Source organism: Streptomyces africanus (genome assembly GCF_030816955.1).
Lineage (GTDB): Bacteria > Actinomycetota > Actinomycetes > Streptomycetales > Streptomycetaceae > Streptomyces > Streptomyces africanus.
This window is the reverse complement of the sequence record NZ_JAUSYP010000001.1, coordinates 1316344-1329951: the sequence shown is the minus strand read 5'-3', so window position 1 is coordinate 1329951 and position 13608 is coordinate 1316344. Positions and strand designations below refer to the sequence as shown.

Annotated in this window: 7 protein-coding genes and 3 rRNA genes; 8 read left to right on the top strand and 2 right to left on the bottom strand. The window is 63.8% G+C overall.

Annotation, left to right across the window (positions count from 1 at the left end; genetic code table 11):
* The first annotated feature begins 58 nt into the window (after positions 1 to 58).
* A complete protein-coding gene (locus QF034_RS06300; RefSeq protein ID WP_307174000.1) occupies positions 59 to 949 on the top strand; it encodes a DUF8829 domain-containing protein in 891 nt (296 codons plus the stop codon).
* Positions 950 to 1019: 70 nt separating this feature from the next.
* Here the strand turns inward: QF034_RS06300 and ptsP are convergent, their stop codons facing one another.
* On the bottom strand, positions 1020 to 2690 hold the full coding sequence (gene ptsP / locus QF034_RS06295; RefSeq protein WP_307173999.1) for a phosphoenolpyruvate--protein phosphotransferase: 1671 nt from the start codon (positions 2688 to 2690) through the stop codon (positions 1020 to 1022).
* 78 nt (positions 2691 to 2768) lie between these two features.
* Entirely contained in the window at positions 2769 to 3218 is a 450-nt protein-coding gene (locus tag QF034_RS06290) for a PTS sugar transporter subunit IIA (RefSeq protein WP_059416024.1), read from the bottom strand.
* 550 nt (positions 3219 to 3768) lie between these two features.
* Between QF034_RS06290 and QF034_RS06285 the strand changes: the two genes are divergently transcribed.
* The 7 genes from QF034_RS06285 to QF034_RS06255 all read left to right on the top strand — a co-directional run bounded on the left by QF034_RS06285 (position 3769) and on the right by QF034_RS06255 (position 13607).
* Positions 3769 to 5296 (top strand): 16S ribosomal RNA (locus QF034_RS06285).
* Positions 5297 to 5603: 307 nt separating this feature from the next.
* A 23S ribosomal RNA gene (locus tag QF034_RS06280) occupies positions 5604 to 8725 on the top strand.
* 95 nt (positions 8726 to 8820) lie between these two features.
* Positions 8821 to 8937: ribosomal RNA gene (gene rrf / locus QF034_RS06275) — 5S ribosomal RNA — on the top strand.
* Together the 16S, 23S and 5S rRNA genes form the textbook arrangement of a ribosomal RNA operon.
* Positions 8938 to 9046: 109 nt before the next feature.
* Positions 9047 to 9655: a cardiolipin synthase ClsA gene (gene clsA / locus QF034_RS06270; protein ID WP_307173998.1), complete on the top strand. Its 609-nt coding sequence runs from the start codon at positions 9047 to 9049 to the stop codon at positions 9653 to 9655.
* 115 nt (positions 9656 to 9770) lie between these two features.
* Positions 9771 to 12266, top strand: coding sequence for a mannose-1-phosphate guanyltransferase (locus tag QF034_RS06265; RefSeq protein ID WP_307173997.1), 2496 nt, complete (start codon positions 9771 to 9773; stop codon positions 12264 to 12266).
* Between the two features lie 97 nt (positions 12267 to 12363).
* Entirely contained in the window at positions 12364 to 13278 is a 915-nt protein-coding gene (locus QF034_RS06260; protein WP_307173996.1) for a DUF881 domain-containing protein, read from the top strand.
* The gene (locus QF034_RS06255) at positions 13275 to 13607 is read left to right on the top strand and encodes a small basic family protein (protein ID WP_003988855.1); all 333 of its coding nucleotides are present in this window, start codon (positions 13275 to 13277) and stop codon (positions 13605 to 13607) included. The genes QF034_RS06260 and QF034_RS06255 overlap by 4 nt, the downstream gene beginning before the upstream one ends.
* The last annotated feature ends 1 nt before the right edge of the window (position 13608 follow it).

The window sequence follows — 13608 nt, the reverse complement described above, 5'->3', positions numbered from 1 at the left end:
TTGTCAGTGCCTCCGATTACTGTGAGTGAGCATTGATCGACCGTGCACAGGGGGAACAATGACGCACACCGACAGCCGGACCATGCGACGTGTACTGCGCCGCGAAATCGCCGGCACCATCGGCCTGCTCACCGACGAGCACGACTTCCGGGTCATGCGGCGCTACCGCAGCTTCACCTTCCATGACCACGCCGCCTACCTCAAGCATGTGGAAGGCCTCCTCAGGGCACGAGCCCTGGAAGGCAGTCACACCACGGTGGCCCTCTTCGACCCCGAGGAGTACGCCGAGTTCTGCACGCAAAAGGGCCTTGATCCCGACCACCCGTCGAGCCGCACACGCTTCACGGCACGACTCGCGGTCACAGGCCCGACCCTTCCCTACGAGGGCCAGCCTCTGTCCGACCTCCTCCCGGCCCTCGTCGACGAGGCCGTGCGCCAGGCCACCTGGGAGTACGCGACCACACTCCTCGCTCGCCTGGGCGCCTGCACCTCCTGCGGCGAGGACCTCGGACGCGCCGCCTTCGCCCGGGCCTCCGACCTCCTCGTCCGCATCCTCGACACGGCCCCACCCGGCAACCGCCACCTCGTATGCAGCGTCACCGGACCGCCCGAAACCCTCGTCGCCGCCCTCCACGTCGCCGACACCGGCGGCGCCGTGAAACTGGACGAGACCGAAGCCCTCGAGTTCACCACGGTCCTGGCCCTCGGCCTGGCCACCGAAAGCCCCGGAGGACTCGTCATCCGTGCCAGCGCCCCAGGCGACCCCGACCGCGTCTACGGCTGGCGCCTGCGCGCATACGGACTCGAACCCCTCACCGCGGGAGAGGTCTTCGACGCCTACTGCACCGACGTCGAATCCGGTGACCTGATCTCCCCTGAATCCAACGTCGACTACTGCGAACCGCCCGACCTGGGAGAAGTGCAACCCGCACAGGGACACAACCACTGAAAAGCGGGCGGGGCGCCCCACCGCAGTGGAGCGCCCCGCTCGGGCAATCATCAGCCGGACATGGCCCGGCTCACTCGCCCGACAACACGGCCTGCGCCGCGCTGCGCGCGTCCTCGGCGCTGTCCGAGGCCCGCGCCGCCGCAGCGGCCCGCTCACACTGCGCCAGGGTGTACTTCGCCAGCGTGGCCCGGACATAGGGAATCGACGCCGCGCCCATCGAAAGAGAGGTGACGCCCAGACCAGCCAGCACGCACGCGAGCAGCGGGTCGGACGCGGCCTCACCACACACGCCGCAGCTCTTGCCCTCGGCCTTCGCCGCCTCGGCGGACAGCGCCACCAGGTCGAGCAGCGCCGGCTGCCAGGGATCCTGGAGACGGGAGACCGCACCCACCTGACGGTCGGCGGCGAAGGTGTACTGCGCCAGGTCGTTCGTCCCCAGCGACAGGAACTCGACCTCCTGGAGGATCGAGCGTGCCCGCAGCGCGGCCGACGGGATCTCGACCATGGCGCCGAACTTCGCACGCAGCCCGGCCTCTCGGCACGCGTCCGCGAAGGCTCGGGCATCAGTGCGGTCCGCGACCATCGGGGCCATGACCTCGAGGTAGACCGGCAGCCCCTCCGCGGCCTTGGCGAGCGCCGTCAGCTGGGTACGCAGGACCTCCGGGTGATCCAGCAGCGTCCGCAGACCCCGCACGCCGAGCGCCGGGTTAGGCTCGTCGGCCGGCGTCAGGAAGTCGAGCGGCTTGTCCGCGCCCGCGTCCAGCACCCGCACCACGACACGCCCCTCGGGGAACGCCTCCAGCACCTGTCGGTACGCGGCAACCTGCTTCTCCTCGGACGGCGCCTGCTTGCTGTCGTCCAGGAAGAGGAACTCGGTACGGAAGAGACCGACCCCCTCCGCCCCGGCCTCGACCGCTGCCGCTGTATCCGCGGGGCCACCGATGTTCGCAAGCAGCGGCACCTTGTGACCGTCCGCGGTGGCACCGGGACCGGTGGAGGCCGCCAGCGCCGCCTTGCGCTCGGCGGCCGCGGCCTCGAGTTGAGCCTTCTTCTCATCACTCGGGTCGACGAAGATCTCGCCGGTGCTGCCGTCGACGGCGATCATCGTGCCTTCGGCGAGCTCACCCGCACCCGGCAGCGCGACCACGGCCGGCACCCCGAGCGCCCGCGCCAGAATCGCGCTGTGGCTGGTCGGACCGCCCTCCTCGGTGACGAAGCCGAGCACCAGAGTCGGGTCCAGCAGTGCGGTGTCGGCGGGCGCGAGGTCACGGGCGACCAGGACATAGGGCTCGTCGCTGTCGGGGACACCCGGCATCGGCACCCCCAGCAGACGGGCGACGATACGATTCCGCACGTCGTCGAGGTCGGCCACGCGACCGGCGAGGTACTCACCGGCGCCCGCCAGCAGCTCGCGGTACGCGGCGAACGCGTCGTACACCCCGCGCTCGGCCGTGCTGCCGACGGCGATCCGTCGCTCCACGTCTGCTATCAGCTCGGGGTCCTGGGCCATCATGGCCTGCGCCTCGAGCACCGCCTGGGCCTCACCCCCCGCCAGGTTGCCCCGTGCCATCAGGTCGGCCGCCACAGCCTCCACGGCCTTGCGGGCGCGCCCCTGTTCACGCTCCGCCTCCTCCGCGGGGATCTGCTTCGCGGGCGGCTCCAGCACCGCCGTACCCATGTGCCGAACCTCGCCGATAGCCACACCGTGGCTTACGCCGACGCCTCGCAGCGTTGTGTCCATCTCACCCGTCTCCGATAGTGCGGCGGATCCAACCGCCGCGTTGGTTCTCCTGCTGGCCGCCCTCCGACGGCACTGACGTCACTTCCAGAGGAAGAGGCTGTCGCCGGCCTTCACATCGCCGTCGTCACGCAGATCGGAGAGTGCTTCGGCCGTGGCCTCCAGCGCCACGATCGGGCAGACCGCGGACTTACCGGCGGCCTCGACGGCAGCCGGGTTCCAGCGCACGATGCCCTGACCGCGCCTGACGGTGTCACCCTTGTTCACGAGCAGCTCAAAACCCTCGCCGTTGAGCTGCACGGTGTCGATACCGAGGTGGGTGAGAACACCGTGACCGTTCTCGTCGACGACGACGAACGCGTGCGGGTGCAGGGAGACGATGACGCCGTCCACCGGCGAGACGGCCTCGGAAGGCTCACGTACGGGGTCGATCGCTGTGCCCGGGCCGACCATGGCCCCGGAGAAGACCGGATCCGGCACGGCTGCCAGTCCGATGGCGCGTCCTGCGAGTGGGGACGTCACGGTGGTCATGGGAAGCCTCCCAGGGGTGGAGATCGATATGGGCCGTCCCTGTCGGTACCGGGCGGCACACTGTTCAGCAGGGTATGTCACCTGAAGTGCCGGTTCCGCATGAGCGCTTCAGAGTGGTCTAGACCATACCGCACATCGATTTGCACCCGCTCCGTGGCCGCGTGTACAGTCGTACTCCTGCCTGGGGCTGAGCGACGCACTCTCGCGGCCCGGCCTGGCAGCACCCAACTTGCCAGATCCTATCTCGGGGTCACTTTCTGCATGCCTGCAGGACGGTGGTCAGAGGGCCGGAAAAACACTGGTAGAGTTGGAAACGTCGAAGGGAAGCGCCCGGAGGAAAGCCCGAGAGGGTGAGTACAAAGGAAGCGACCGTTCCTTGAGAACTCAACAGCGTGCCAAAAGTCAACGCCAGATATGTTGATACCCCGTCTCCAGCATCTGCTGGGGCGAGGTTCCTTTGAAAAAACACAGCGAGGACGCTGTGAACGGCCGGGCTTATTCCGCCTGGCTGTTCCGCTCTCGTGGTGTTCATCCCGATTACGGGAAAACATTCACGGAGAGTTTGATCCTGGCTCAGGACGAACGCTGGCGGCGTGCTTAACACATGCAAGTCGAACGATGAACCACTTCGGTGGGGATTAGTGGCGAACGGGTGAGTAACACGTGGGCAATCTGCCCTGCACTCTGGGACAAGCCCTGGAAACGGGGTCTAATACCGGATACAACCACTAGGGGCATCTCTTGGTGGTGGAAAGCTCCGGCGGTGCAGGATGAGCCCGCGGCCTATCAGCTAGTTGGTGAGGTAATGGCTCACCAAGGCGACGACGGGTAGCCGGCCTGAGAGGGCGACCGGCCACACTGGGACTGAGACACGGCCCAGACTCCTACGGGAGGCAGCAGTGGGGAATATTGCACAATGGGCGAAAGCCTGATGCAGCGACGCCGCGTGAGGGATGACGGCCTTCGGGTTGTAAACCTCTTTCAGCAGGGAAGAAGCGAAAGTGACGGTACCTGCAGAAGAAGCGCCGGCTAACTACGTGCCAGCAGCCGCGGTAATACGTAGGGCGCGAGCGTTGTCCGGAATTATTGGGCGTAAAGAGCTCGTAGGCGGCTTGTCACGTCGGTTGTGAAAGCCCGGGGCTTAACCCCGGGTCTGCAGTCGATACGGGCAGGCTAGAGTTCGGTAGGGGAGATCGGAATTCCTGGTGTAGCGGTGAAATGCGCAGATATCAGGAGGAACACCGGTGGCGAAGGCGGATCTCTGGGCCGATACTGACGCTGAGGAGCGAAAGCGTGGGGAGCGAACAGGATTAGATACCCTGGTAGTCCACGCCGTAAACGGTGGGCACTAGGTGTGGGCAACATTCCACGTTGTCCGTGCCGCAGCTAACGCATTAAGTGCCCCGCCTGGGGAGTACGGCCGCAAGGCTAAAACTCAAAGGAATTGACGGGGGCCCGCACAAGCGGCGGAGCATGTGGCTTAATTCGACGCAACGCGAAGAACCTTACCAAGGCTTGACATACACCGGAAAACCCTGGAGACAGGGTCCCCCTTGTGGTCGGTGTACAGGTGGTGCATGGCTGTCGTCAGCTCGTGTCGTGAGATGTTGGGTTAAGTCCCGCAACGAGCGCAACCCTTGTCCCGTGTTGCCAGCAGGCCCTTGTGGTGCTGGGGACTCACGGGAGACCGCCGGGGTCAACTCGGAGGAAGGTGGGGACGACGTCAAGTCATCATGCCCCTTATGTCTTGGGCTGCACACGTGCTACAATGGCCGGTACAATGAGCTGCGATACCGCGAGGTGGAGCGAATCTCAAAAAGCCGGTCTCAGTTCGGATTGGGGTCTGCAACTCGACCCCATGAAGTCGGAGTCGCTAGTAATCGCAGATCAGCATTGCTGCGGTGAATACGTTCCCGGGCCTTGTACACACCGCCCGTCACGTCACGAAAGTCGGTAACACCCGAAGCCGGTGGCCCAACCCCCTTGTGGGGAGGGAGCTGTCGAAGGTGGGACTGGCGATTGGGACGAAGTCGTAACAAGGTAGCCGTACCGGAAGGTGCGGCTGGATCACCTCCTTTCTAAGGAGCACTTCTCACCGATCCCTTCGGGGTGAGGTCAGAGGCCAGTACATCAGCGAATGTCTGATGCTGGTTGCTCATGGGTGGAACGTTGACTACTCGGCCGGATTCTGGGTCGGAGGCTGCTAGTACTGCTCGCAAGGGCGTGGAACGCATGATCTTCGGGCGGGAGCTGGTCGGGCACGCTGTTGGGTGTCTGAGGGAATGAACTTTCCTCAGTGCCGGCCCCGGTAAAGGTTCGCGTAAGCGGGCTGTGACGGGTGGCTGGTCGTTGTTTGAGAACTGCACAGTGGACGCGAGCATCTGTGGCCAAGTTTTTAAGGGCGCACGGTGGATGCCTTGGCACCAGGAACCGATGAAGGACGTGGGAGGCCACGATAGTCCCCGGGGAGTCGTCAACCAGGCTTTGATCCGGGGGTTTCCGAATGGGGAAACCCGGCAGTCGTCATGGGCTGTCACCCGCTGCTGAACACATAGGCAGTGTGGAGGGAACGCGGGGAAGTGAAACATCTCAGTACCCGCAGGAAGAGAAAACAACCGTGATTCCGGGAGTAGTGGCGAGCGAAACCGGATGAGGCCAAACCGTATGCGTGTGAGACCCGGCAGGGGTTGCGTATACGGGGTTGTGGGATCTCTCTTTCATGGTCTGCCGGCCATGAGACGAGTCAGAAACCGTTGATGTAGGCGAAGGACATGCGAAAGGTCCGGCGTAGAGGGTAAGACCCCCGTAGTCGAAACGTCAGCGGCTCGTTTGAGAGACACCCAAGTAGCACGGGGCCCGAGAAATCCCGTGTGAATCTGGCGGGACCACCCGCTAAGCCTAAATATTCCCTGGTGACCGATAGCGGATAGTACCGTGAGGGAATGGTGAAAAGTACCGCGGGAGCGGAGTGAAATAGTACCTGAAACCGTGTGCCTACAAGCCGTGGGAGCGTCGGGCAAGCACTTGTGCTTGCCTCGTGACTGCGTGCCTTTTGAAGAATGAGCCTGCGAGTTTGCGGTGTGTTGCGAGGTTAACCCGGGTGGGGAAGCCGTAGCGAAAGCGAGTCCGAATAGGGCGATTTTAGTAGCACGCTCAAGACCCGAAGCGGAGTGATCTAGCCATGGGCAGGTTGAAGCGGAGGTAAGACTTCGTGGAGGACCGAACCCACCAGGGTTGAAAACCTGGGGGATGACCTGTGGTTAGGGGTGAAAGGCCAATCAAACTCCGTGATAGCTGGTTCTCCCCGAAATGCATTTAGGTGCAGCGTCGTGTGTTTCTTGCCGGAGGTAGAGCACTGGATAGGCGATGGGCCCTACCGGGTTACTGACCTTAGCCAAACTCCGAATGCCGGTAAGTGAGAGCGCGGCAGTGAGACTGTGGGGGATAAGCTCCATGGTCGAGAGGGAAACAGCCCAGAGCATCGACTAAGGCCCCTAAGCGTACGCTAAGTGGGAAAGGATGTGGAGTCGCACAGACAACCAGGAGGTTGGCTTAGAAGCAGCCACCCTTGAAAGAGTGCGTAATAGCTCACTGGTCTAGTGATTCCGCGCCGACAATGTAGCGGGGCTCAAGCGTACCGCCGAAGTCGTGTCATTGCAGCATATACGGCCAACGCCGGCTGTGATGGGTAGGGGAGCGTCGTCTGCCGGGTGAAGCAGCACCGGAAGGTAGTTGTGGACGGTTGACGAGTGAGAATGCAGGCATGAGTAGCGATTCACACGTGAGAAACGTGTGCGCCGATTGACTAAGGGTTCCTGGGTCAAGCTGATCTGCCCAGGGTAAGTCGGGACCTAAGGCGAGGCCGACAGGCGTAGTCGATGGATAACCGGTTGATATTCCGGTACCCGCTGTGAAGCGTCAAACATCGAATCCAGTGATGCTAAGCCCGTGAAGCCGTTCCGGACCCTTCGGGGAAAGGAAAGTGGTGGAGCCGGTGACCCAATCTGGTAGTAGGTGAGTGATGGGGTGACGCAGGAAGGTAGTCCAGCCCGGGCGGTGGTTGTCCCGGGGTAAGGGTGTAGCCCGTCATCTAGGTAAATCCGGGTGACATGAGGGTGAGACCTGATGCCGAGCCGATTGTGGTGAAGTGGATGATCCTATGCTGTCGAGAAAAGCCTCTAGCGAGTTTCATGGCGGCCCGTACCCTAAACCGACTCAGGTGGTCAGGTAGAGAATACCGAGGCGTTCGGGTGAACTATGGTTAAGGAACTCGGCAAAATGCCCCCGTAACTTCGGGAGAAGGGGGGCCACATCCGGTGATGAGCTTTGCGCTCTGAGCTGGGGGTGGCCGCAGAGACCAGCGAGAAGCGACTGTTTACTAAAAACACAGGTCCGTGCGAAGCCGTAAGGCGATGTATACGGACTGACGCCTGCCCGGTGCTGGAACGTTAAGGGGACCGGTTAGTCACTCTTCGGGGTGGCGAAGCTGAGAACTTAAGCGCCAGTAAACGGCGGTGGTAACTATAACCATCCTAAGGTAGCGAAATTCCTTGTCGGGTAAGTTCCGACCTGCACGAATGGCGTAACGACTTCTCGACTGTCTCAACCATAGGCCCGGTGAAATTGCACTACGAGTAAAGATGCTCGTTTCGCGCAGCAGGACGGAAAGACCCCGGGACCTTTACTACAGTTTGATATTGGTGTTCGGTTCGGCTTGTGTAGGATAGCTGGGAGACTGTGAAGCGCTAACGCCAGTTAGTGTGGAGTCGTCGTTGAAATACCAGTCTGGTCGTGCTGGATGTCTAACCTGGGTCCGTGATCCGGATCAGGGACAGTGTCTGATGGGTAGTTTAACTGGGGCGGTTGCCTCCTAAAGAGTAACGGAGGCGCCCAAAGGTTCCCTCAGCCTGGTTGGCAATCAGGTGTTGAGTGTAAGTGCACAAGGGAGCTTGACTGTGAGACCGACGGGTCGAGCAGGGACGAAAGTCGGGACTAGTGATCCGGCGGTGGCTTGTGGAAGCGCCGTCGCTCAACGGATAAAAGGTACCCCGGGGATAACAGGCTGATCTTCCCCAAGAGTCCATATCGACGGGATGGTTTGGCACCTCGATGTCGGCTCGTCGCATCCTGGGGCTGGAGTCGGTCCCAAGGGTTGGGCTGTTCGCCCATTAAAGCGGTACGCGAGCTGGGTTTAGAACGTCGTGAGACAGTTCGGTCCCTATCCGCTGTGCGCGTAGGAGTCTTGAGAAGGGCTGTCCCTAGTACGAGAGGACCGGGACGGACGAACCTCTGGTGTGCCAGTTGTTCTGCCAAGGGCATGGCTGGTTGGCTACGTTCGGGAGGGATAACCGCTGAAAGCATCTAAGCGGGAAGCCTGCTTCGAGATGAGGACTCCCACCTCCTAGAGAGGGTAAGGCTCCCAGTAGACGACTGGGTTGATAGGCCGGATATGGAAGCACGGTAACGTGTGGAGTTGACCGGTACTAATAGGCCGAGGGCTTGTCCTCAGTTGCTCGCGTCCACTGTGTTGGTTCTGAAACCACGAACAGCCCCATGCCATGGTCACGGCGTGGTGCGGCATAGTTCGACAGTTTCATAGTGTTTCGGTGGTTATAGCGTAGGGGAAACGCCCGGTTACATTCCGAACCCGGAAGCTAAGCCTTACAGCGCCGATGGTACTGCAGGGGGGACCCTGTGGGAGAGTAGGACGCCGCCGAACTCCTTTTAGAGCTCTGGCTCTTGGGCACTCAGCCCGAGAGCCAGAGCTTTTTTGCGTTGAGGTAAGGTCAGGGGGCATCGTTGGCACGTTTCCCACAGGAGGCCCCCGGGTGGAGGTTCAGGAGACTCGCGTCCAGACGGACCGTGTGCTCACCATCCCGAACATCCTCAGCATGGCGCGCCTCGTCGGCGTGCCCCTCTTCCTGTGGTTGATTCTGCGTCCTGAGTTCGGTGGGCCCAAGAGTGACGGCTGGGCACTTCTGGTACTGGCTCTCAGCGGCATCAGTGACTACCTCGACGGCAAGCTCGCGCGGCGCTGGAACCAGATCAGCAGCCTCGGCCGGCTCCTCGACCCCGCGGCCGACCGGCTCTACATTCTTTCCACTTTGGTCGGCCTCACCTGGCGCGAGATTCTGCCCCTCTGGTTGACCGCTGTACTTCTGGCGCGAGAGCTGGTTCTGCTGGTGATGGTGGGCATCCTCCGCTGGCACGGCTACCCGCCGCCCCAGGTGAACTTCCTGGGGAAGGCCGCCACCTTCAACTTGATGTATGCCTTCCCGCTGCTCCTGCTCAGTGACGGAAGTGGTTGGATCTCGTCACTGGCTGCTATTTTCGGATGGGCGTTCGCCGGATGGGGTACAACGCTGTACTGGTGGGCAGGAGTCCTCTACGTAGTACAAGTCCGCCGCCTGGTCCGTGCGGACGCCATGCCCGATTGAACTCGCGGATTGCTCCCACAGAAGCGGTGCGATGGCCCGTGGTGGAAAAGTGCGGGACAATCCTCGCGGGGGAAGTCGGCTAGACCGTCGTCTCTTTGAGGAGGACGCTTCCGACATGAAGGCCGTCGTGATGGCCGGAGGCGAGGGCACGCGCCTTCGCCCCATGACCTCGAGCATGCCCAAGCCGCTCCTGCCCGTGGCCAACCGCCCGATCATGGAGCATGTGCTGCGGCTGCTCAAAAGGCATGGGCTCAACGAAACAGTCGTAACTGTCCAGTTCCTGGCCTCGCTCGTCAAGAACTACTTCGGTGACGGCGAAGAGCTCGGTATGGAGCTCACCTATGCCAATGAGGAGAAGCCACTCGGTACCGCCGGAAGCGTCAAGAACGCCGAAGAGGCGTTGAAGGACGATGCCTTCCTGGTCATCTCGGGCGATGCGCTGACGGATTTCGATCTCACCGAGCTCATCAATTTCCACAAGGAGAAGGGTGCACTGGTCACGGTCTGTCTGACGCGTGTGCCCAATCCGCTGGAATTCGGTATCACCATCGTCGACGAGGAAGGCAAGGTGGAACGCTTCCTCGAGAAGCCCACCTGGGGCCAGGTCTTCTCCGACACCGTGAACACCGGCATCTACGTGATGGAGCCCGAGGTCTTCGACTACGTCGAGCCCGATGTGCCCGTCGACTGGTCCGGCGATGTCTTCCCGCAGTTGATGAAGGAAGGCAAGCCCATCTACGGCTACATCGCCGAGGGCTACTGGGAGGACGTCGGCACGCACGAGAGCTACGTGAAGGCCCAGGCCGACGTCCTGGAGGGCAAGGTCGACGTCGACATCGACGGGTTCGAGATCTCCGCCGGGGTGTGGGTCGCCGAAGGAGCCGAGGTCCATCCCGACGCCGTGCTCCGAGGGCCGCTGTACATCGGTGACTACGCCAAGGTCGAAGCCGGCGCCGAAATCCGTGAGCACACCGTCGTGGGCTCCAACGTGGTCGTCAAGAGCGGTGCTTTTCTGCACAAGGCCGTCGTTCACGACAACGTCTACGTGGGGCCCCACAGCAATCTGCGGGGTTGCGTGGTCGGAAAGAACACCGACATCATGCGCGCGGCGCGGATCGAGGACGGCGCGGTCATCGGTGATGAGTGCCTGATCGGTGAAGAATCGATCGTTCAGGGCAATGTGCGGGTCTATCCGTTCAAGACCATCGAAGCCGGCGCCTTCGTCAACACCTCCGTCATCTGGGAATCAAGGGGACAGGCGCACCTCTTCGGCGCCCGGGGTGTGTCCGGAATCCTGAATGTGGAGATCACGCCGGAGCTGGCGGTACGGCTTGCCGGTGCCTATGCGACCACCCTGAAAAAGGGCTCGACCGTCACCACGGCCCGCGATCACTCGCGTGGTGCCCGCGCGCTGAAGCGAGCGGTGATCTCCGCGCTGCAGGCCAGCGCCATCGACGTGCGGGACCTGGAGAACGTGCCGCTGCCCGTGGCCCGTCAGCAGACGGCGCGCGGCAGTGCGGGCGGGATCATGATCCGTACGACGCCCGGGGTGCAGGATTCCGTCGACATCATGTTCTTCGACGGGCAGGGCGCCGACCTGTCGCAGGGCAGCCAGCGGAAGCTGGACCGGGTGTTCGCGCGGCAGGAGTACCGGCGTGCGTTCCCCGGGGAGATCGGTGACCTGTACTTCCCGGCGAGTGTCTTCGACTCGTACACCGGGTCGCTGCTGCGGAACGTCGACACCACCGGGATCGCGGACTCGGGTCTGAAGGTGGTCGTGGACGCGTCCAACGGCAGTGCGGGACTCGTCCTGCCGAGTCTGCTGGGGAAGCTCGGTGTCGACTCGCTGACGATCAATCCCGGTCTCGACGAGTCCAGGCCGACGGAGACGGCCGACATGCGGCGGTCGGGGATGGTGCGTCTCGGGGAGATCGTGGCGTCCTCGGGGGCCGCGTTCGGGGTGCGGTTCGATCCCGTCGGTGAGCGACTGTCGCTCGTCGACGAGAAGGGGCGCATCATCGAGGACGACCGTGCGCTGCTCGTGATGCTGGACCTCGTTGCCGCCGAGCGGCGCAGTGGACGGGTCGCGCTTCCGGTGACCACGACCAGGATCGCCGAGCAGGTTGCGGCGTACCACGGGACCCAGGTCGAGTGGACCACCACGTCTCCCGACGACCTCACGCGCGTGGGCGGTGAGGAAGGGACGATCTTCGGCGGCGACGGCAAGGGCGGGTTCATCGTCCCCGAGTTCAGCAGCGTGTACGACGCCACCGCGGCCTTCGTACGGCTCATCGGGCTCGTGGCGCGGACGCAGCTCACGCTCAGCCAGATCGACGCGAGGATCCCGCGGGCGCACGTCCTGAAGCGCGACCTGGCGACTCCGTGGGCCGTCAAGGGGCTGGTGATGCGGCGGGTCGTCGAGGCGGCCGGAGACCGGTTCGTGGACACCACGGACGGCGTGCGAGTGGTGGAGACGGACGGTCGTTGGGTGATGGTGCTGCCCGACCCGGCCGAGGCCGTCACCCACCTGTGGGCCGAGGGGCCGGACGATGCCTCCGCGCAGGCCCTGCTGGACGAGTGGTCGGCGGTCGTGGACAGCGCCGGCCGGTAAACGGGCTGCACGCGTGCGTGCCGGACAAGTGTCCCCAACGGGGCCTGTCCGGCACGCCGTGGGGCCGTTTCGGAGGTAGTGGCCCCGACGTGCGACGATGTGCGGCATGCCGCAGCAACCCCCCATTCGGAGCACACCGACGCGGCCCCGGCGCCCGGACGCGTCCATGTCGTTGATCACCAACGTCATGGACCACAGCCTCGACGACGGATACGCCGAGGCCGCCGAGCGGAAGAAGGCCGCGGGTGACGGTGGCATGCCGAGGACGCTCAGGGCGAAGCTGGGACTCGCTGCCGGCCTGGTGCTCGCGGCTCTCGTCGTGACCGTGGGAGCGGCCCAGGCGCGCGTCGCCGCTCCGGTCGTCGCCAAGGAGCGGGAGGAGCTGGTCGACCGGATCGACCGGGAGACCGAGGCGGCGGACCAGTTGGAGGACTCCGTCGACCGGCTGCGCGAGGATGTGAGCGCGCGCCAGCGGGAAGCGCTGAAGCACAGCGGTGGCAGCGCCGAGTCCGAGGTCGTGGGCATCCTGTCGGGTGCCACGGCGGTGCACGGCCCCGGCGTGAAGCTCGTGGTCAACGACGCCAAGGAGGCCGGCTCGGGCGGTGGCGCGGACCCGCGCGAGACCACCGGATTCTCCGACACCGGCCGCGTGCGCGACCGGGACATGCAGCGTGTGGTCAACGGTCTGTGGGAGTCGGGTGCCGAGGCCGTCTCGATCAACGGGCAGCGGCTGACGGCCCTGTCCGCGATCAGGGCCGCGGGGGACGCGATACTGGTCGACAACAAGCCGCTGGTGCCGCCGTACACGGTGCTCGCGGTGGGGGACGGGCAGCGGCTGAGCACTCGGTTCCAGGACAGCGCGGACGGGCTGTATCTGAACGCGCTCCAGGAGAGTTACGGCATCAGGACAGGTATCTCCGTGGAGGACGACCTGCGGTTGCCTGCCGCGCCGAGTGTGATCGTACGTACCGCACAGCCGAGCATTGAGAAGAGCGAGAAGGGCACATCGTGATCGCCGTACTGGGCCTCGTCGTGGGAGTCGTGGCCGGCCTGTTGGTCCGGCCTGAGGTTCCGGCGGTGGTCGAGCCTTATCTGCCGATCGCTGTCGTGGCGGCGCTCGACGCCGTCTTCGGCGGCCTGCGGGCCATGCTCGACGGCATCTTCGACGACAAGGTCTTCGTGGTGTCGTTCCTGTCCAACGTGGTGGTGGCCGCGTTGATCGTGTTCCTGGGCGACAAGCTGGGCGTGGGTGCCCAGCTGTCCACCGGTGTGGTGGTCGTCCTCGGTATCCGGATCTTCTCCAACGCCGCGGCGATCCGCCGGCACGTGTTCCGGGCGTGAG

Bases quoted from the DNA above. Each gene is read 5' to 3' on its own strand.
- ptsP (WP_307173999.1), bottom strand. From the start codon at position 2,690: ATGGACACAACGCTGCGAGGCGTCGGCGTAAGCCACGGTGTGGCTATC.
- QF034_RS06300 (WP_307174000.1), top strand. From the start codon at position 59: ATGACGCACACCGACAGCCGGACCATGCGACGTGTACTGCGCCGCGAA.
- QF034_RS06260 (WP_307173996.1), top strand. From the start codon at position 12,364: ATGTGCGGCATGCCGCAGCAACCCCCCATTCGGAGCACACCGACGCGG.
- QF034_RS06290 (WP_059416024.1), bottom strand. From the start codon at position 3,218: ATGACCACCGTGACGTCCCCACTCGCAGGACGCGCCATCGGACTGGCA.
- QF034_RS06265 (WP_307173997.1), top strand. From the start codon at position 9,771: ATGAAGGCCGTCGTGATGGCCGGAGGCGAGGGCACGCGCCTTCGCCCC.